Annotated in this window: 16 protein-coding genes and 1 pseudogene; 5 read left to right on the forward strand and 12 right to left on the reverse strand. The window is 54.7% G+C overall.

All coding sequences use genetic code 11. The annotated features are described in order from the left end of the window. Positions 1 to 74 precede the first annotated feature (74 nt). From ACTG27_RS03380 to ACTG27_RS03425, 10 genes and pseudogenes are all read right to left on the reverse strand, one after another. On the reverse strand, positions 75 to 3,065 hold the full coding sequence (locus ACTG27_RS03380) for a DEAD/DEAH box helicase (protein ID WP_439830101.1): 2,991 nt from the start codon (positions 3,063 to 3,065) through the stop codon (positions 75 to 77). 751 nt (positions 3,066 to 3,816) lie between these two features. After that, the gene (locus tag ACTG27_RS03385; RefSeq protein ID WP_236290429.1) at positions 3,817 to 4,350 is read right to left on the reverse strand and encodes a hypothetical protein; all 534 of its coding nucleotides are present in this window, start codon (positions 4,348 to 4,350) and stop codon (positions 3,817 to 3,819) included. A 579-nt stretch (positions 4,351 to 4,929) separates the two neighbouring features. Next, positions 4,930 to 5,685 (reverse strand): substrate-binding periplasmic protein, encoded by a 756-nt coding sequence (locus tag ACTG27_RS03390; RefSeq protein ID WP_439979094.1) that lies wholly within the window; start codon positions 5,683 to 5,685, stop codon positions 4,930 to 4,932. A 139-nt stretch (positions 5,686 to 5,824) separates the two neighbouring features. After that, positions 5,825 to 6,571: a substrate-binding periplasmic protein gene (locus ACTG27_RS03395; RefSeq protein WP_181497417.1), complete on the reverse strand. Its 747-nt coding sequence runs from the start codon at positions 6,569 to 6,571 to the stop codon at positions 5,825 to 5,827. A gap of 130 nt (positions 6,572 to 6,701) precedes the next feature. Continuing rightward, positions 6,702 to 7,448 (reverse strand): substrate-binding periplasmic protein, encoded by a 747-nt coding sequence (locus ACTG27_RS03400; protein WP_439979096.1) that lies wholly within the window; start codon positions 7,446 to 7,448, stop codon positions 6,702 to 6,704. A gap of 71 nt (positions 7,449 to 7,519) precedes the next feature. Further along, complete coding sequence (locus tag ACTG27_RS03405) at positions 7,520 to 8,038, reverse strand: GDYXXLXY domain-containing protein (protein WP_439979097.1); 519 nt, start codon at positions 8,036 to 8,038, stop codon at positions 7,520 to 7,522. Continuing rightward, entirely contained in the window at positions 8,035 to 9,039 is a 1,005-nt protein-coding gene (locus ACTG27_RS03410; protein WP_279496507.1) for a DUF4401 domain-containing protein, read from the reverse strand. Before ACTG27_RS03410 ends, ACTG27_RS03405 begins: the two co-directional genes overlap by 4 nt. Next, a pseudogene (locus ACTG27_RS03415) lies at positions 9,032 to 9,969 on the reverse strand (DUF2157 domain-containing protein). The gene ACTG27_RS03410 and the pseudogene ACTG27_RS03415 overlap by 8 nt, the downstream one beginning before the upstream one ends. 164 nt (positions 9,970 to 10,133) lie before the next feature. Further along, a complete protein-coding gene (locus tag ACTG27_RS03420) occupies positions 10,134 to 10,691 on the reverse strand; it encodes a TMEM165/GDT1 family protein (protein ID WP_279487936.1) in 558 nt (185 codons plus the stop codon). Positions 10,692 to 10,950: 259 nt separating this feature from the next. Continuing rightward, a complete protein-coding gene (locus ACTG27_RS03425) occupies positions 10,951 to 11,280 on the reverse strand; it encodes a translation initiation factor (protein ID WP_005337385.1) in 330 nt (109 codons plus the stop codon). Between the two features lie 119 nt (positions 11,281 to 11,399). On the opposite strand from ACTG27_RS03425, the gene ACTG27_RS03430 reads away from it, so the two are divergent. The 3 genes from ACTG27_RS03430 to ACTG27_RS03440 all read left to right on the forward strand — a co-directional run bounded on the left by ACTG27_RS03430 (position 11,400) and on the right by ACTG27_RS03440 (position 14,263). After that, complete coding sequence (locus ACTG27_RS03430) at positions 11,400 to 11,627, forward strand: FeoA family protein (RefSeq protein ID WP_279487935.1); 228 nt, start codon at positions 11,400 to 11,402, stop codon at positions 11,625 to 11,627. A gap of 129 nt (positions 11,628 to 11,756) precedes the next feature. Continuing rightward, positions 11,757 to 14,027 carry a Fe(2+) transporter permease subunit FeoB gene (feoB, locus tag ACTG27_RS03435; RefSeq protein WP_439979099.1) on the forward strand — a complete coding sequence of 757 codons (2,271 nt, stop codon included), beginning with the start codon at positions 11,757 to 11,759 and terminating at the stop codon, positions 14,025 to 14,027. Further along, complete coding sequence (locus ACTG27_RS03440; protein WP_005350974.1) at positions 14,024 to 14,263, forward strand: FeoC-like transcriptional regulator; 240 nt, start codon at positions 14,024 to 14,026, stop codon at positions 14,261 to 14,263. The genes feoB and ACTG27_RS03440 overlap by 4 nt, the downstream gene beginning before the upstream one ends. 94 nt (positions 14,264 to 14,357) lie before the next feature. Here the strand turns inward: ACTG27_RS03440 and ACTG27_RS03445 are convergent, their stop codons facing one another. Both ACTG27_RS03445 and ACTG27_RS03450 read right to left on the reverse strand, forming a co-directional pair. Beyond that, positions 14,358 to 15,008, reverse strand: coding sequence for a DUF2913 family protein (locus ACTG27_RS03445; RefSeq protein ID WP_279487932.1), 651 nt, complete (start codon positions 15,006 to 15,008; stop codon positions 14,358 to 14,360). 98 nt (positions 15,009 to 15,106) lie between these two features. Continuing rightward, positions 15,107 to 16,402 carry a DEAD/DEAH box helicase gene (locus ACTG27_RS03450; RefSeq protein WP_005337380.1) on the reverse strand — a complete coding sequence of 432 codons (1,296 nt, stop codon included), beginning with the start codon at positions 16,400 to 16,402 and terminating at the stop codon, positions 15,107 to 15,109. Positions 16,403 to 16,689: 287 nt separating this feature from the next. Here ACTG27_RS03450 and ACTG27_RS03455 point away from each other — a divergent pair, with 287 nt between their 5' ends. Further along, the gene (locus ACTG27_RS03455) at positions 16,690 to 17,268 is read left to right on the forward strand and encodes an O-methyltransferase (protein WP_439979100.1); all 579 of its coding nucleotides are present in this window, start codon (positions 16,690 to 16,692) and stop codon (positions 17,266 to 17,268) included. 338 nt (positions 17,269 to 17,606) lie between these two features. Continuing rightward, on the forward strand, positions 17,607 to 18,380 hold the full coding sequence (locus ACTG27_RS03460; RefSeq protein ID WP_439979102.1) for an amino acid ABC transporter substrate-binding protein: 774 nt from the start codon (positions 17,607 to 17,609) through the stop codon (positions 18,378 to 18,380). Positions 18,381 to 18,391 lie beyond the last annotated feature (11 nt).

Raw genomic sequence — 18,391 nt, forward strand, 5'->3', positions numbered from 1 at the left:
GAATAGAAATAAAAACCGCAGCTCAAGGCTGCGGTTTTTATTTAGTTTTGACTTTAATATATTAAAATGCAGTGCTAAATATTTGTAATTACTCTCAGTTTTATACCGCTTATTTCATCTATATAAGCTGCAGTGGCACCTAATACTGTCAACTGGTCATCAGATATTACCTTTTTTGATATTGCAGGTTGAACAACAGAGATTCCACATTTAAAAGATGCATATCTAGCGATTTTTGCTAATTGCACTAAATCTTCAAAATGGCCCTTTTCTATTCTTGATGCTCTACCATTTTTTAAGCGACTACGTTCACGTTGCATCAAACGTAAGATTAGATTCTCTTTGTCTCCAAACCACTTGACACTTTTTTCTGCTTGTCCCGCAACTTGATATACATCATCAACCCTTGCTCCAGGTTTTGCTATACCATTGGATTTTGTACAATACTTGCAGTGAAACAGGTCGATCACAAGCTCTCTATTATCAATGTTTTTTATTGCCACTATGTCGGCCACTTCACCTGCACCATCATCATCAAATACAATGTCATAGTGATTTAATAATCTTTGGATTGTATGGTATTGAATTGAGTTTTTTATTTTGGATTCTGTTTGAGATTCAATAGATATGTCTACACCAACCCATTCCCAATCCTCAATATTGTTTTTGTCGTAAAGGTAAGAATATTTTTCATTGGGATAATACCTTAGGCCTCCATCAACTACAGAAGTGTCTGACATGAAAATTGTCGGTGGGTTTTCATTAAAATAATCAGTGATGTTAATGATGCTTTCACCTAAGTTTATTTTAATGTTTTCTGTTGAGTGGAATAAAACCTCGCCTTTTTTATGTATTTTTGCTGTTATTAAGTTAGTACTATGCTGAGTTTTTATTCCTATTGCCATGGATTTATTATCAATGTTAGTCTTGTCTATCAATATTAATTCGCATTGTATTAATTTTTCCTCCCATGTATCGGAGAGAATTGTGACCTTTAATTCATTTTTTCTGAGTAACTCAACGGGCCATTCGATAGATAAAGGATGTAAGTCAGGATATGTATCTAACTCTTCAGTTTGCATTGCCGTTTTCATTACTTCGTTAGTGTTTATTGAGTCATCAAGAATCTTTTGACCGACATTTTTGCACCAAGTAATCCATTTATCCAGAGAGTCACTGTCCATGGCCCAGACTTTCCCTTTATGAGAGCAGCCTATACTAACTAATTCCCCGTTTTCATATCCTTTACCAAAAATGTTGGATTTGGTTGCTCTATTGGCCTCTATGTCTGGAATTTGATCATTTACTTCAGTTCCGGTATGCATAGAATAACGAAGGCCTCTCTTGTTTTTATTAAGGCCAACATTTTGTAGTTTTAACCGTTTCAGTCCAGCAAGCGCTCTAAAAACATACTCACCTTGAACTAGAGATGCATCAGGAGCGACTAGTTTAACCAAACGTTTTACTAATCCATCTTTAGCAGAAGAGTGAATGAATAGGAGATTTAATTCCTTATTGTAATACGCGATATATAAATCCCATGATTCATCAAAAAGCTCTTTTGAGCTAGTCCAGCCAACTGGCAGAAAAGATTTTACTGAGAATATCAGGATGTCTTGATCATCATTAATGGTAGAGTCGACTATTTGAAAATGTTTGTTCCCAAATGATATAAAATTGTTTGGTTGCCATTTTTCTAAGCTCATTCTATAAATCGTAGAACTTATGCTGGGTGTTAGACCTAAATCCAATAGTTTGCTCGGGGTGGAAAATTCAGACCTAAACTCATGATACTCTCTCTCATCTTGGATTTTTCGTGAGCTGATATCGCTGATGACACTATTCCAGTCAGAATCTTCTTTATAAAGTTCCTCAAGACTATCACTCATATTGGGATTGGCAATGTTAGCGATGAATTTTGCATCGCCAACATTTTTTGTCGTTCGAGTAAATCGTCCTGTGAATTGAAGCATTATATTTATGCTTTTGTGAGGGTCATGTAATGCCGATATTTTTAGTTGAGGCAGATCAAATCCCTCACCTAGCATATCAACGCATACTATTATTTTATGTTCTCTGTTTCGTATGGCAGCCAAGACCTCTTTTTTATTTTTTGTCTGGCTGTTTATTAAGACGGGATTAAGATCTTTTTCATTAGAGTAAATTTCAAAAATAGATTTTGCACGTTCAATTGTACTTGCTCTTGCCATCATTATGTGATCAAAACCATTAGCTATATCTTCCCTGAGTAAGTCTATAGCTTTTTGGGCAATCGCTGCATCTGATTTTTCCTCAACAAACTCCCGAATTGGGTGGAATTCGATAGGTTTAAAATACCCATCTTCTTGAGCTTTTTTTAGTGGATAATTAAATATTATTTTTCCACCTATTCTTGTGCGATCTGACCTAAATGGAGTTGCAGTAAATTGAAATATTGGTTTGTTTTCAAAATGAGACTTAATCCTAGCCCAAGTGGTAGCAGTGATATGGTGAGCCTCATCGACAATAAGATGTGTACAAACACTTGTGAGTTTTGAAAGATTTTTATTGGAGAAAAGAGAAAGAGCTGATGCGGATGATATTATTACATTTGACTGTAAAATTTCCTGTAATTCCTCCTCATTGTTAATTCCATGTTTAATCGTGGCTACAATAGGATTTGAAGTACTGCAGTCAATTAACTCTAGTTGTCTAAGTAAGCCAAGGTGTATAAATTTTTCTTTTGTCTGCTCTCGTAAAGCATCAGAGGGGACAATGACTAGTGTTTTTTTGAATTTTCCAGCGACAACGATAGAGAGGATTGTCTCTGTCTTACCTGTCCCTGTCGGCATTACAATCGTTGCTGCTGTTTTTTCTTCTGATTTTGCAAACCCAAGAGCGGCAAAAATACCACCAATTTGAGGTGGCCTAAGCCCTTTTATTCTTTTGCTATCATCTAGCTCTTTAAATAAAAAATTTGCAGAACACCACGAATTTAATATTTCATCGTAGGACTGATTGATATCGTCAAGAGGTAGCCAGCTTAACGAGCTACTTCCAATGTTTTTTTCAATAAGTGAAGCCATCTTATAGTCCTTGTTTTAGATTTTTATATATAAATATCTATAGATAAACCTGTTGTATTCGATTGTGGAGGCGTAATCGGACGTTCGAGAAATAAGGGGTTATTACGGTGAAATACTTACTATCGGGCTTTCGATATACAACCCTTGCCCGATAGGGATATGTACCGCTTGCTGCTGTACCCGTCATGATTTTTTCACTTATGCAACTATGGTTATGGCGCTTCTTGCATAGGTGCGACAATCTGATCTCGCCATGGGGTGGGCGAGGGGTTGGCTGTGAGATAACAACCCGCCCGCTCTTTGCCCCGAATAGATAGGGGGCTGTTAACTGGCCTCGGGGCTGAAGATTCGGGGTTGCCCCCTGTTGTTCGCCGAGGTGAGGGCACAAGGTCAGGAGCGCCGTCATGGACGACGGCGCAGACGCAGGCGGTACAGGGATGTACCGTCTGCGTCGTTCCGCCAGACCTTTTGCCTGAACCGAGGGAACCCGACGCAGGAGGGCGAACAAGTGGGGGTGGCCTTTCTTTTGGTGACTTTTCTTTGGCCACGCAAAGAAAAGTCACTCGCCAAGCCGCGTAGCGGCGGCGAAATCCCATCGAGGACGGAGTCCTCGCGTTCTGCATGGCGAAGCCATGCCAAATACCTTGTTGCAGGGCAGAGACGTTACCTACCCCCTCACTCTAACCCTCTCCCACAAGGGGAGAGGGGACGGTTACCGAGATGGCGGACTGTTTTATGCACCTTTATTAAACTATTGAATTAATTCCTGAATGTATGCTTTATATACTTGTGCGGAATTATCAAAATCATCCATGTTGCTCTCATGCATATTAATAGTGCCGGAGTCACTACCGTAAGTTTTGTATCGTTTTACTGTGACAGTTAATTCGGATTCTATGTCTGGTTGTGTAAGGGTTATGGCTACACCATGATTTTCGATGTTTTTATATGACATGTAAACATCGATATAAAATTCACCTGATATCATTAACCCACCAGTTTTTACGCCATTCTTAAGCTGATTATTACTTAGATTGAATTCTTTGCATAAATCTTGGTATAGTTTGTCGAGTTTACTTTCTGCAAAAGATTCCTTGGCACCGAAAATTCTTTTTGCTGACTTTGGAAATCGAAGGCGAGTATTTTTCTCTATAGAGAAAATAAGAAGTGCTTTATCCTCTTCACTTATCTTGTTATTTGATGTCGCGTTGTTGAATAAATTAATTAGTTCTTTCTCAGAGAAGACATTGTTTTCAATTTTTGTTATTAAGTTTGATATTTGCATGTTGTTATAAACCATAGCATTAAAAATATGAGAGTAATAGCTTTAAATGCACTCTACATTTTTATCTTTCATAAGTCCTCCCGGCTAGGGCATAACCTTCTCCTTCTGCATGACGAAGCCATGCCAATTAGACGGCGATATTTCGTCAAGCAATGACGTTACCGACCCCTCACCCTAGCCCTCTCCCGCAAGGGGAGAGGGGACGGTTACCGCGGACGATTACGCTTCGCTAATCGACCCTACGCTAAAGTCGCTACCGCCCCTGACTGTCGCTACCAGATTGCGCCGTTGACCATTGATCTCGGAAAGGGGTCAACAGACGCCCGTCGCCATATTACGGAGCCAGAGTGGTCTTATCTATGGTTTTGATGAGCTAACTATCAGAAAAGAGTGATTTTTTGCGCTGGCACAAACTTTTATTAATTAGCGATTAGTTGATGATTGTCGGGGCTTGGCAGTGGCTGGGCGGTGGGGTGACGCCGCGAGGGGAGTGCAAACGGTAAAAAGAGGGAGCGCAAACGGTAAAAAGCGAAGGGGCCCGCAATGGGCCCCTTGTTGTTGGTGCTCGACGCGGCGCCGCTATTTGGCGGCGGGGGTAGGGAAGTATTTGCTGTGCAGCAGCGGGTATTCGCTGCTCGCCAGCACCTGGGTCAAGCCGGTCTGGAACTCCTTGACCAGTTCGTCGCTCACCGGATGGCTGAAGGCGAAGCAGAACTGCTCAGAGCTCAGCACCCACTGCTCCTTGAAGCGGGCGGGATCGAGTTTTTGCTCGACGATCAGCTGCTCCATGGTGGTCTTGTTGGTGGAGACCAGATCGACCCGGCCTGAGGTGAGCATCTTGAGCGCCTGTGCCAGCCGGTTGGCGGCCATCAGTTTGGTTTCGTCAAAGCCGTTGTTGAGCAGCAGTTGCTCCCCCACATCGGCCCGCACCGCCCCGATATTGAACGCCTTGGCATCGTCGAGCTTGGTGATGGTGATATTGCGATCGGCCAGCCCCACCAGCACGATCTCGGCATATCCGATGGGGCAGGCCCACTTGAACAGGGGATCCCGCGCCTGGGTGCGGGCGGTGGAGAAGAGTACCGCATTGGGCTTTTGGGTCAGCAGGTAGTAACCGCGCGCCCAAGGCATGATGGTGATGGGCTGCGCCGGGGTATTGGTCTTTTTCCATACCAGTTGCAGCAGTTCGACCGCGAGGCCGGTGGGGGCGCCACTGGCATCGGCGTAGTTGTAGGGTTTGTACTCTTCGGTGATGTAGTGCAGTTTGCCGAGCTCAGGACTCGCCTGTGCGAGGGTGGCCAGCAGCGCCGCGGCCAATCCAATCCATGGTTTCATTTTTGCCATCCTGATCAAGGGAATATCTGCTCAAGTGTGACCAAGCTGGCCGATTTCGCCAAGGCGATGGGGCATGTTTGGCAAAAAAGCATGGGTGCACAGTCCCATCCTGCGTCCAATGTCGGCGGCGATCAGGGCGTTAGCGCAGCGGCAGGTATTTGGCTTGCAGGGCCGAGTAATCCGCTGAGGCGACGACCTGGGTCAGCGCCTGCTGAAAGAGGGCGACCTCGCTGTCGGGCACCTGACGGCTGAAGGCGTAGCAGAGCGGTCTGGCATCCAGCACGAAGGCGACATGAAAGTCATCCGGCTTGAAGCCGAGCTGCTGCAGAGTTTGATAGCCCGCCAGCTTGTTGGTCGCAAACAGATCGGCGCGACCTGAGGTGAGCATTTTGGCCGCCTGGGTGAGGCGGTTGGCCAGCATCAGCTGGCGCTCATCGATACCGCGCTCGAGCAGCAGCTGTTTGGAGACGGTAGAGCGCACCACGCCGACCTTGTAGCGGCTGATCTCGGCCTCCGAGCCGAGGGTGATGTTGTCCGCCTTGCGCCCCAGCAGCACAAACTCCGAGTGATCGATGGGGCAGGCCCACTTGAAAAGCGCTTCCCGCTGCGGGGTGCGGGCGGTGGCAAACAGCACCACATTGGGTTTTTGTTGCAGCAGGTTGTAGCCCCGGGCCCACGGCATAATGCGGATGGGCTGGGGCGACACGCCCCGCGCTTTCCAGATAAGCTGCATCAGCTCCACCGACAATCCGGTCGGCATTCCTTGCTGGTCGCTGAAATTAAACGGGGGAGAGATTTCGCTCAGATACTCGAGTTTGCCCGGATCGGCCTGCGCGAAGGTGGCCCACAAGAGCAGTAGCAGATGAGGTAGGTGCCATGTCCGCACGGGAAAGATCCTTCGCAATCAACTATGTAGCCCAGTTTGACTGCTTGTGGCGGGAATAGCTAGCCACCTCTATTGCATCTTTCATCAATAAAATGGGCAGCGAACTGCTGCCCATCGGGTGAGTGAGTACTCAGCGCACCGGCAGGTATTTGGCCTGCAATTTGCGAAACTCTTCCGAGGCGAGGGCGCGGGTCAGGCCCTGCTGAAAGAGGGTGATCTCGCTGTCGGGCACCTGACGGCTGAAGGCGTAGCAGAGCTGCTCGGCGCTCAGCACCATGGCCACATTGAAGTCGTCGCCATTGAGCTTCAGTTCGCGGATGGCGTCATATCCCGCCAGCTTGCTGGTGGCGAGCAGGTCGGCGCGGCCGGAGAGCAGCATCTTCAACCCTTGCGACAGGCGGTTGGCCGGAATGATGTTGTTGTCATCCATGCCGTTGTTGAGCAGCAGCTGCTCGGCGGCATCCGAGCGCACCGCGCTGATCTTGTACTGGCTCATCTGTTCGAAGGCGGTCAGGGTGATGTTCTGCGCTTTGCGGCCCAGCAGTATGTACTCCGAGTAGCCGATGGGGCAGACCCACTTGAAGAGATCCTCCCGCGCCTGGGTGCGGGCGGTGGAGAAGAGCACCACATTGGGCTTCTGGGTTAGCAAGTAATAACCCCGCGCCCAGGGCAGGATGCGCACCGGCTGGGGCGTCACGCCGCTGTGTTGCCAGATCATCTGCAGCAGATCGACCGCAAGGCCGGTGGGTTGTCCCTGCGCATCGCTGTAGTTGTAGGGGGGATACTCTTCGGTGAGATACTCGAGCTTGCCGAGATCGGCACGGGCCGCCGAGGCCCAGCAGAGCAGCAACAGATGACAGATCAGCCATATCCTCATTGGGAACATCCTTAGCGATCAACCGTGTATTGAGTGTGACCATGAACAGAGTAAATAGCCACTCACTGCCGTTACCAGCGGGCGCGGATCTGCCCGATGGGTTGGTAGGCCTCATCCCGCAGCCCCACCAGCAGGGTCTTGCCATCCGCCTGCAGCCGGAACTCGCCGTAGCGGGCTGTTTCGTACTGCTGCCCCGACCCCTCTTCAAAGAAGTAGGCATCGGGGCCAATCTGCCACTGCCGCTCGCTCTGGTGCACTTGCAATAGCCGCTCATCGCTGGCGAGCCGATCCGGTTTGCCATCGGCCACCAGAGTGGCCACCTGATGGGCATCGAGGCGGATCACCAGGGTGTCGCTGCCCTTGTCTTGAGTTGCACGGGCGTTGCGGCTGGTCAGCTCGCGGGCAATTTCATAGTTGAGCCGCATGTAATCCCCCTGCATCAGGGAGCGGGGATCGACCGGGGCGAGTCGCAGCAGCACCACTTCGCCGCTGCTCATGGCGTGCTCATAGCGCCAGACGGTGGCATTGATGCCTGCTAGGATGGCGAGGCCGCTCAGCAACAGGGCGAGCTGTCGGGTCACAGGTTTCATGAGTCGCTCCTTGCCGCGAAGGTGGTGAGCAGCTGGCGGGCACCCAGCAGCAGGATGCCGGAGCCCAGCAGCAGCCAGGATTTGGTCATCAGGGTGAGCCCAAGATCGTAGTAATAGAGCGAGCCATAACCGAGCAGCAGCAGGGCCGAGAGGGTCATCAGCCCCAGACTGCCGGCATAAAACCCGAGGATCAGCACCAGTGCACCCGCCCCCATGCCGGGGATAACGGCGCTGATCAGCACCAGTGGCAGGCCAAACAGCAGAGGGAGCCTCAGCTTCACCATTACCGCCAGCAGCAGGGCGGCGCAGAGCAGGGGATTGAGCCAGAGCGGCAGGCGCGATAGCCCCAGTTCGTCCAGCACGCTGCTGCCGCCATCCCACAGCGGGTGGTGCAGGCGGCCCAGCACCAGCAGGGAGAGTGCCAGCCCCAACGTGATGGAGTGATAGAGCTGGTGGCGCTCTGGATCCCTATCTGCCCGCAGCCAGCAGAAGGTGATGGCCGTCATCACCAGCGGCAGGGCCAGCAGTTGCAGCCCGAGGCAGGCGAGACCAAGGGTGAGCAGCAGGGCCGCCGCCACACTGTGAAACAACCGCACCAGCCAGTGATCGAACAGCACGGCGATGGCAAGGGACAGCAGGCACAACCCAAACCAGAGCAGGGCGTGATGGAGATCCAGCTGATCGAGCAGGCCATAGAGCAGCCAGGCATCGGCCGCCAGAGTGAGGGCCAGCACGAACTGATCCCAGAGATCGCCGCTTTGGCTGCGATTGAGGGCGTAGGCCCCCGCCAGCAGCACGGCCCCCAGCAGCAGGGCGCTGTTGGCCTCGCGGGTCAGCTGCTCGAAGGTGAGAAACAGGAAAAAGAGCAGGAACAGGGCGGCAATCCAGCCCACCAGCCCGAGCAGAAAGCGGCTCGACCAGTGGGGGTGGGTATCACGGGGCTGATCCCCTTCCACGAGATTGGCCTGTTGCAGCGCTTGCCAAAGGGTCAGATCACTCATGAGACCTCCGTTGTTGTTGCAGCCAGCGGGCGGCGGTGACAGAAAGGCCGATGGCGATCAGGCTCAGCAGCAAGAAGCCGTTGATGTCGGGCTCCATCCACTTGCCCAGCGCCGCGAGGATGACGGCAATCAGGCTGAGGCACCCCATGGCGAGTCCGGCGATAAATCTGTGATGCCACAAGGCATAGGCCGCGGCGAGCCAGCCAAGCCAGAGTGGCCACACCAGCGCAGAGGCGGCATCAAACAACGCCAGCAGGGTGAGCAGGGTGGCCCCCAAACCGGCAGCCAGACCCGCCAGCCAGCTTGGCATCATGCGCCAGCGGTTTGGTGCCAGCAGAAGCAGACCCCAGAGGGCGGCGTTGAGCAGGGTAAGGCACCAGCCCAATCCCTCTTCATCGAAGGTAAAGAAGAACGTGAACAAACCGAGCCGCCAGTAGAGCACCAGCGCCAGCTGGCCGAGCAGCCAGCTCAAGGTCCAGAGCAGGGGGCTTTGGCCAAATACCGCCAGTGGCACCAGCATCAGCGCCCAGGTGGCGAACAGTTGCCAGGGATCGGCGCCGGTCTGGTAGGTCTGACCCACCAGCGCCAGCAGGGCGCCGATATTGAGGGCGATAGCGAGCAGCAGCGCCTGACGGGGGGTATCCCCCAGCGGTTTGCGCCACAGCAGAAGCAGCATGGCGAGCAGCGGTGCCTCCAGCAGGGCGAGGCGGGAGACCCGGCCCAGCTCTTGCCAGTTGAAGGCGACGAAGAAGATGAGGCCAGCCCCGATACAGATGGCGCCGAGCCAGAGCAGCAGCCGGTCAAACAGCCACTGCCAGCGCGCCGGATGGGGGGAAGATCGGCGAGGGTCAGGGCGTCCGCCAGCTTCTCAGGCGCCAGCCGTCTCTGTTTGACCCATTCGAGAAGCGTCTCTCTTGATACGTTGTGCATGGGGGGACTCCGCGAGGTTTGCCCCATTATGGCATGAGGTCCCCGCAACCGTGCACTGCCCCTTGGCTCTGCGGCTGGTGGTTGCGACAGCGGGTTACGCAATAGACAAAGCAGCAAACAAAAAAGCCCTCCGAGGTGGAGGGCTTGGTTAGCGGAAAAGGCGATCAGGCAAAGAGCAGGGTGCTCACCCCGAGGCCGACGAAGAGGGTGGCGCAGGCGATGCGGATCCCCTTGAGCGGCAGCTTGTCTGCCCCCAGCTTGCCGATCAGCACCACAGGCACGTTGGCCAGCATCATGCCGAGGGTGGTACCGGTAATGACCTGCACCAGCGAGTCATATTTGGCGGCCAGCAGCACGGTGGCGATCTGGGTCTTGTCGCCAATCTCGGCGATGAAGAAGAGCACGAAGGTGGCCATAAAGGGGCCGTATTTATCCAGCGAGCTCTCCTCGTCATCCATCTTGTCCGGCACCAAAATCCAGATAGCCATGGCAATAAAGGCGATGGCGACCAGCCAGGTCATTATCTTGGGATCGAGCCAGCGGCTGATGAACTCGCCAATCCAGGCGGCGCCCGCATGGTTGAGCAGGGTAGCCGCCAGCATGCCGGCGATGATGGGCCAGGGCTTGCGAAAACGGCAGATGAGCAGCAACGCCAACAGCTGGGTTTTATCGCCGATTTCGGCAATGGCGACGCTGAGGGTTGAGGTTAACAAGGCTTCCATAAAAATGACCGGGGGACGGAATTGTTATAAACCAAAGACAAGCCTGCGCCATCCGTCCCCGGTATTGGCACTGGCCCGTCAAAGGTCTTGTCAAATCCATGACTTGCATGGATCACCCTGACCATGGTGATTTGGCACCAAGTATGTTGATCAGGGTCGCAAACCGGTATTCATGCAATGGATGGCACCGGCGTGCGAGACTACTCCCCCTCGATGGGAGCGGGCATTCTAGGGAAAAACCGCATGAGTGACAAGGGGATCAGCCACCCACCAGCTTGACGCTGAAACCGGCTTTCTCCAACTCGGTTTTGATCAGGTCCCGTTTATCCCCCTGGATCTCGATCACTCCCTCCTTGATACCGCCTCCGGTGCCGCACTTTTTCTTGAGCAGGGTGGCCAGGGATTTTTGCTGATCGGCGGGTACGCCATGAATGGTGATCACACCGGCACCCTTGCGCCCCTTGGTCTCGCGGCGAATGCGCACGGTGCCGTCGGTGGGGAAGGGGGAGGCGGATTGGGGAGCGCTCTGCTCCTTGATCATGCCGCCATCTGTGCTGTAAACGAGGCGGCTGTTGTTGTCGTGACTCATGGCAATACTTTATGGGTTAGCTAAGCGGAGTTTGATTTTACTCAAATAAAAGTTGAAGACACAGCTTATAATGCCCCAAGTAAAAGCGAATTATTATTGTTTAACTTCAGGAGTCAGTCATGGTACTCACGCAGTTGTCACCGGGACAGAGTGCTCGCATCAAGAATATGAATCAGCTCGCCCGGCCGCTGCGCCGCAAACTGATGGTGATGGGCCTGTTGCCCCAGACTGAAGTCATCTATCTGCGCTCCGCCCCCCTGGGGGACCCGCTCCAGATCCAGTGCCAGGGGATCTGTCTCTCCATGCAAAAGAGTCTGGCCCAGCAAATAGAAGTCGAGACGGTATAACCCCCTGCTCGGCTGCCGCTCCCGTTTAGAAACGTCACCGGGAGCGGTTCAGAGACAAGAAGTCGAACCTGCAAAGCGGCTTGCCACACGCACGCGGCGGGTTCAGAAGAAAATAGAGGTAGAGCTGGTATGAATTATTCCCTGGTAACGGTAGGTAACCCCAATAGCGGCAAGACCTCCCTGTTCAACGCCCTGACCGGCGCCCGCCAGCAGGTAGGCAACTGGAGTGGTGTCACCGTCGACAAGAAGATGGGTGAGTTCAGCGCGGGTGAGCATCACTTCAAGCTGATGGATCTGCCCGGCATCTATAGCCTGGCCAGTCAGGATGGCAGTCTGGACGAGCAGATTGCCAGCCGCTTTGCCCAGGGCCAACAACCCGACCTGCTGCTCAACGTCATCGACGCCGCCAATCTGGAGCGCTCCCTCTACCTCACGCTGCAACTGCGCGAACTTGGCCTGCCCATGGTGGTGGTGCTCAACAAGCTGGATATCCTGCAAAAGCGCCGCATCGTCATCGACGAGAGCAAGCTCGGCAAATCCCTCGGTTGCCCGGTGGTGGCCCTCTCTGCCCACAACAGCAAGCAAGTTGCCGCATTCAAGCAGCAGATCCGCCAGTTTATCGGTCAGCCGCAAGCGGCCTTGCTGCTCGATTACGGCCACGAGCTTGAAACCGATCTGGCGGAGCTGGAGACCCTGCTCGCCCCGCATCACCTCACTACCCGTGGTCGCGCCCTGCGTCTGCTGGAAGAGGATGCGGTGATGCAGGAGACCTTGCTGCCCGGTCAGCAGGCGGCCGCAGCCAATGTAGTGGCTCGCGCCCATCAGGGACAGGATATCGACCTGCAACTGGCGGATATTCGCTACGGCCATATCCACCAGTGGGTACAACAGGCTCGTCAGCAGAAGGGCAAGCTCACCGAGGCCCAGAGCGAGTGGCTGGATCGGGTGCTGCTCAATCGCTGGATTGGCATCCCCTTCTTCCTGTTTGTCATGTACCTGATGTTCCTGTTTGCCATCAACGTTGGCAGCGCCTTTATCGACTTCTTTGACATCATGGGCGGCGCCCTGTTTGTCGATGGGGTGCACCACCTGCTGGGACTGGTCAATGCCCCTGAGTGGCTGGGCGCCATTCTGGCTGATGGCTTCGGGGTCGGCTTGCAGACCGTCGCCACCTTTATTCCGGTGATTGGCTGCCTCTATCTGTTCCTCGCGGTGCTGGAGAGTTCAGGCTATCTGGCCCGTGCCGCCTTCGTGGTGGATGCCCTGATGCGCCGCCTCGGCCTGCCGGGCAAGGCGTTCGTGCCGATGCTGATGGGCTTTGGCTGTACCGTCCCCTCGGTGATGGCGACCCGTACCCTCAACTCCGAGCGGGAGCGGCTGATGACCTCCGCCATGGCTCCCTTCATGTCGTGCGGTGCCCGTCTGCCGGTTTACGCCCTGTTTGCGGTGGCTTTCTTCCCTGAATCAGGCCAGAACCTGGTGTTCGGTCTCTACCTCATCGGCATTCTGGTGGCGGTGCTCACCGGCCTGTTGCTGCGCAGCACCCTGCTGCCGGGCAAGAGCGACTCCATGCTGATGGAGATGCCGGATTACGAGTGGCCGCGTCCGGTCAACGTTGCCATCAAGACCTGGCAGAAGCTCAAATCCTTCGTCTTTGGTGCCGGTAAAACCATCGTGCTGGTGGTCGCCGTGCTGAGCGTGCTCAATTCGCTCGGCACCGATGGCAGCTTCGGCCATCAGGAGCAGGAGAGCTCGGTCCTGAGCAAGTTAAGCCAGGCGGTGACCCCGGTGCTGCACCCCATAGGTGTACGCGATGACAACTGGCAGGCCACAGTCGGTATCGTCACCGGTATCTTCGCCAAAGAGGCGGTGGTCGGTACCCTCAACAGCCTCTACGCCGGTGGTGGCGATGCAGAGGAGGAGAGCGAGTTCTCGCTGGTGGCCAGCTTCCACGAGGCGATCGATGCCGTGGCGGCCAATCTGGCGGAGATCAACCCGAGCGACCCCATGGGGCTTGATGTTGGCAACCTCGACGACCAGAAAGCTGCCGCCGAGGCGCAGGAGGTGGATGTCTCCACCTACGGCAACATGCAGACCCACTTCGACGGGGCGGCCGGTGCCTTTGCCTACCTCTTGTTCGTGCTGCTCTACATGCCTTGCGCCGCCGCCATGGGCGCGCTGGTGCGGGAAACCGGTCGTCAGTGGGCGCTGATGACGGCGGTATGGTGCAACTATATGGCCTTTATGTGCGCGACCCTCTTCTATCAGGTCGCGACCTTTGCCGCTCATCCGGAGCAGAGCCTGTTCTGGATCGTCAGCTACGGCCTCTCTCTGGTACTGCTCTGGTGGGCCGGTCGCCGTCACGGTGACATCGTTGCCCGCAAGGTGGTGACCTTATGATCCTGCGCGAGCTGGGGGATTACCTCGCCGCGCAGCAGAAGGTGAGCCGGCGTGATCTGGCTCGCCACTTCCACACCTCGGAAGATGCGGTGGAGGCCATGCTCGGCGTCTGGATGCGCAAGGGGCGGGTTATCAAGCGCGAGAGTCGGGTCTGTGGTGGCAGTTGCTGCGGCAAGAGCGAGGAGGTGATGTTCGAGTGGTGTGACGCGGGCCAGATTGGCATCAAGATCCGCTAAACGACTACCCAACCTCATCACCAAAGATCGAACAATAAAAAACGGCAGATCCTGCGCAAGGGTCTGCCGTTTTTATTGTTGAAAACAGGCGGGATCAGGCGCTCTGGCGAGCCTCGCTCAGCAGTGCCAGCGCCGGTTGGGCGTTGTCTGGCATCAGCCGGTAGGCCTTGTGATGTTTGACCAGGGTGGTCTTCTTGTTGCCCTGGCTCAGCAGCAGGCCGTGCTTGAAGGCCGCCTCGGCCAGCACCTTCTCGTCACCGCGCACATAGAGGGTGAGGGGTTTGACAAGCTCACCGTCCTCGATATGGCCTTCATATTCGCTATGGCTTACCACCAGACTCGCCTGACCGCCCGATTGCAGGCGCAGCTTGGCGTTCACCTCGCTCTCGGTCAGCACCAGCCAGCCTGCCGCCGTCAGATCCTCCAGCAGGGCCGCCAGCTTGGCCCCCAGCTGCTGCGGGTTGGCCATGGCACACTGGTACTGGAAGGCGATGCGCTCCAGCAATCCCTTGAGATCGGCGCCCGCACCCAGAGTGCGGCCAAGCTGCACCCAAGCTTTCAAATCTTCCATCACCAGACGGGAGAAGCGCTTCTCCTTGAGGGAGTCGGCCATCCAGGTGCAGAGAAAGTGGCTCTCTTGCGCCGGAGTGCGCTTGCCCGCCTTTTGCTCGGCGGTGCGGGCCAGTTCGGCCAGGCTCTGGGTGGCCATCTCGAACAGGGCCTGATTGTAGGTCTGAGAGGTCATAAGCAATCCTTGAGTTGACCACCAGGGGCCAACACCGATGACAGAGATGGCAAAGGCGCCAGTGGCGCCTTTGCGGTTCAATAGAGCAACTGCCCGCCTTATTTCGGCTGACGGGGCTTCTTGGCTGCAGCCAGACGCTTGAGGCGCTGACCCTGCAGCTTGGCTTCGGCCATCACCTGGGCTACGGCGTTATCTTCACGCTGCGGGCGCTTGCCAAAGCGGCGACGCTCTTGCAGCTGTTTGATCAGCTCGTCACGGCTGCTCACCTCATAGCCCGGCACCATGATGCGGCGGATCTTCTGGCCGATCAGGGCCTCGATCTCCAGCAGGGTGCGCTCCTCTTCACGGCTGACGAAGGAGATGGCCATGCCGCGCTTGCCGGCACGACCGGTACGGCCGATGCGGTGCACATAATCTTCCGCCAGGAACGGCAGATCATAGTTGACCACGTATTCCAGATCCGGAATGTCCAGACCACGGGCGGCCACTTCGGTGGCGACCAGTACCCGTACCTTGCCTTCCATGAATTCGCGCAGGGCGCGGCGACGGTTGCCCTGGGCCTTCTCGCCATGGACCACGGCGGACTTGATGCCGTCGAGGTTCAGCTCCTCGACCAGCACATCACAGCTCTCGCGGGTACTGGCGAACACCAGCACCTGCTGCCAGTTCTGCTTGCCAATCAGCTCTGAGAGCAGCTCGCGCTTGCGCTTCTGCTCGACCGGATAGACGGTGTGGCTGACGGTGTCGGCGGTGGAGTTCTGCTTGTTGACGCTGACGATCTGCGGTCTGTCCAGCATCAGGTTGGCCAGCTTCTTCACCGCGTCGGAGAAGGTGGCGGAGAAGAGCAGGTTTTGACGGGTCTTGTTGACCGCTTGCAGGATCTTCTGCACATCGGCACTGAAGCCCATGTCGAGGATGCGATCCGCTTCATCCATCACCAGACACTCGACGCCAGAGAGGCTGAGGTTGCAGGCGGTGAGGTGCTCCAGCAGACGGCCCGGGGTGGCCACAATGATGTGAGCGCCCGCTTTGAGCTTCTTGGCCTGCACGTCCTGCTTGCCACCGCCGACGATGGTGATGGTGGTGATATCGAGATACTTGGCGAAGTCATTGATGTTGCTCGCCACCTGAGCCGCCAGCTCGCGGGTCGGGGTCAGGATCAGCACACGGGCGTTGGAAGGCTGGACCGGAGCCGGATTGTCTACCAGACGCTGCAAGATGGGCAGGGCGAAGGCGGCGGTCTTGCCGGTACCGGTCTGGGCGCTGGCCAGCACATCGCGGCCACGGCGAATGGCCGGGATCGCCTGTTGCTGCACAGGGGTCATCTCCTGATAACCGCAATCTGAGACAGCACGCAAAATCTCGGGGGCAAAATCGAACGATTCAAATCTCATAATGGGTTCCTGTGTTCCAGCTGGGCTGTGTTTGGCTTGGTTAGCTCGGCATGAGCGAGACGGAGGTTGTAACCACCGACGGCTGCGCCTGACATCAAGTCAGAGAGTGAGCCGGAAAATGGCGGGCGCGAAGTGTAACAGATAGACGTCACAAATTCTGCCTCAAATGGTTGTTCTTTTCTCATCCTTTGTGGTGTGAATGGCGGTTGAAAGCAATCATTTGACTCCCAAATGCCAAGCTTGGAGGTGTGGGCTAACGGTTTTGGGCAAGGACGAAAGGGATATCGATGGAACTGGAACAGTTAAAACGCCAGCTGGAGCAGCTTGGCGAGCGCAATGACAGCATGCAGCAGGCTCGCCACCGCAAGTTGCTCAATATCACCCGCGACACGGGGGAGTTGCTGTCAGTATTGGTGCAGACCCGTGGGGCGCAGGCGGTGCTGGAGATTGGCACCTCCAATGGTTACTCCACACTCTGGCTGGCAGAAGCTGTGCGTCGGCTGGAGGGGCACGTGACCACCATTGAGCAGGATGAGGATAAGCGCGTGCAGGCCCATGACAACTTTCAGAGGGCAGGGCTGGCCCCTTGGGTAACCTTGCTGGCAGGGGATGCGGGCGAGTTGCTACCGACCTTGCCGCAAGCCGGCTATCAGCTCATCTTCCTCGATTCGGATCGTCAGCACTACCGGGCATGGTGGCCGCAGATCCGCCGTCTGCTGGCACCCCGTGGCCTGCTGGTGGTTGATAACGCCATCTCCCATCGCAGCGAGATGGTGGAGTGGATGAACGAGGTCGGGCAGGACCCCGCTTTTGTCACCTCGCTGGTGCCGGTCGGCAAGGGGGAGTGGCTGGTGGTGCGTTTGTAACAAGGTGATGGCCTGGATTTGGTATCTGGCTGGCAGTGTGTTTTTATTCATCATGAATAAACAGTGTGCCCCGCAATCAGTAGCGAATGCAGGACTGCTTTTTCGTTATTCATTATTTCACTAAACATCTTCATATTTCATGGTTTGGTAACGGGAACCTCCGCGTTATTTTCTTGCTGGTGCCACCAAGTGCAATCGTTTATTGGCTGTCATCGTATATGTGGCGTGGCCCGATTAAATGGTGCTGGTAGCAGCAGGATTCAAAATAATAATTGCATGGTAATCCGGATTATCGTTGGCAAGCGTGCTGGATGTTTACAAATATAACGAGGTGAATAATGAAAAAACTGCACTCCCTGTTTTTGCTGGCAGCCCTTCCACTGGCTTTGATGACATCGGCGCAAGCCGAGTCCAGCCTCGCCGCTATCCAGAGTGCCGGTGCGATCAAAATCGGCACTGAAGGCGCCTATCCTCCGTTCACCTATCACGACAAGAGCGGCAAGCTGGTCGGCTTTGATGTGGAGATTGGCGAGCTGATTGCAAAAGGCCTTGGGGTGAAGCCGGAGTTTGTCGAAGGCAAGTGGGATGGTCTCATCGCCGGAGTGGATGCCAAGCGCTACGATCTGGTGCTCAACGAAGTGGCCATCACCCCGGAGCGGCTGAAAAAGTATGATTTTTCAGATCCCTACATCACCTCCAAAGCGGTGATCGTGGTGCACAGCGATAATCACAGCATCAACAGCTTTGCGGATCTGAAGGGTAAGAAATCATCCCAGTCCCTGACCAGCAACTTTGCTCATCTGGCGAAATCCTCGGGCGCCGAGGTGGTCGCCACCGAGGGCTTCAACCAGTCACTGCAGCTGGTGCTGACCGGGCGAGTGGATGCCACCATCAATGACAGCCTTTCGTTCCTCGACTTCAAGAAACAGAAACCGGATGCCAAATTGAGGGTGGCGGCGACCGAGGCGAAGGGGGATCAATCGGCAGTGTTGCTCGCCAAGGGACAGCCGGAATTGCTGGCCGCTATCAATCAGGCACTGCGCACTGCCAAACAGGATGGTAGCTACCAGAAAATATCTCTTAAGTATTTTGGTACTGATGTCTCGCAATAATATTGCCGGAA

This window comes from Aeromonas sp. 97A (assembly GCF_051919185.1).
Classification (GTDB): domain Bacteria; phylum Pseudomonadota; class Gammaproteobacteria; order Enterobacterales; family Aeromonadaceae; genus Aeromonas; species Aeromonas veronii.

Coding starts and splice junctions, on each gene's coding strand:
- ACTG27_RS03430 (WP_279487935.1), top strand. CDS start 11,400: ATGGTACTCACGCAGTTGTCACCGGGACAGAGTGCTCGCATCAAGAAT.
- feoB (WP_439979099.1), top strand. CDS start 11,757: ATGAATTATTCCCTGGTAACGGTAGGTAACCCCAATAGCGGCAAGACC.
- ACTG27_RS03380 (WP_439830101.1), bottom strand. CDS start 3,065: ATGGCTTCACTTATTGAAAAAAACATTGGAAGTAGCTCGTTAAGCTGG.
- ACTG27_RS03425 (WP_005337385.1), bottom strand. CDS start 11,280: ATGAGTCACGACAACAACAGCCGCCTCGTTTACAGCACAGATGGCGGC.
- ACTG27_RS03440 (WP_005350974.1), top strand. CDS start 14,024: ATGATCCTGCGCGAGCTGGGGGATTACCTCGCCGCGCAGCAGAAGGTG.
- ACTG27_RS03385 (WP_236290429.1), bottom strand. CDS start 4,350: ATGCAAATATCAAACTTAATAACAAAAATTGAAAACAATGTCTTCTCT.
- ACTG27_RS03455 (WP_439979100.1), top strand. CDS start 16,690: ATGGAACTGGAACAGTTAAAACGCCAGCTGGAGCAGCTTGGCGAGCGC.
- ACTG27_RS03390 (WP_439979094.1), bottom strand. CDS start 5,685: ATGAAACCATGGATTGGATTGGCCGCGGCGCTGCTGGCCACCCTCGCA.
- ACTG27_RS03405 (WP_439979097.1), bottom strand. CDS start 8,038: ATGAAACCTGTGACCCGACAGCTCGCCCTGTTGCTGAGCGGCCTCGCC.
- ACTG27_RS03400 (WP_439979096.1), bottom strand. CDS start 7,448: ATGAGGATATGGCTGATCTGTCATCTGTTGCTGCTCTGCTGGGCCTCG.
- ACTG27_RS03420 (WP_279487936.1), bottom strand. CDS start 10,691: ATGGAAGCCTTGTTAACCTCAACCCTCAGCGTCGCCATTGCCGAAATC.
- ACTG27_RS03450 (WP_005337380.1), bottom strand. CDS start 16,402: ATGAGATTTGAATCGTTCGATTTTGCCCCCGAGATTTTGCGTGCTGTC.
- ACTG27_RS03410 (WP_279496507.1), bottom strand. CDS start 9,039: ATGAGTGATCTGACCCTTTGGCAAGCGCTGCAACAGGCCAATCTCGTG.
- ACTG27_RS03445 (WP_279487932.1), bottom strand. CDS start 15,008: ATGACCTCTCAGACCTACAATCAGGCCCTGTTCGAGATGGCCACCCAG.
- ACTG27_RS03460 (WP_439979102.1), top strand. CDS start 17,607: ATGAAAAAACTGCACTCCCTGTTTTTGCTGGCAGCCCTTCCACTGGCT.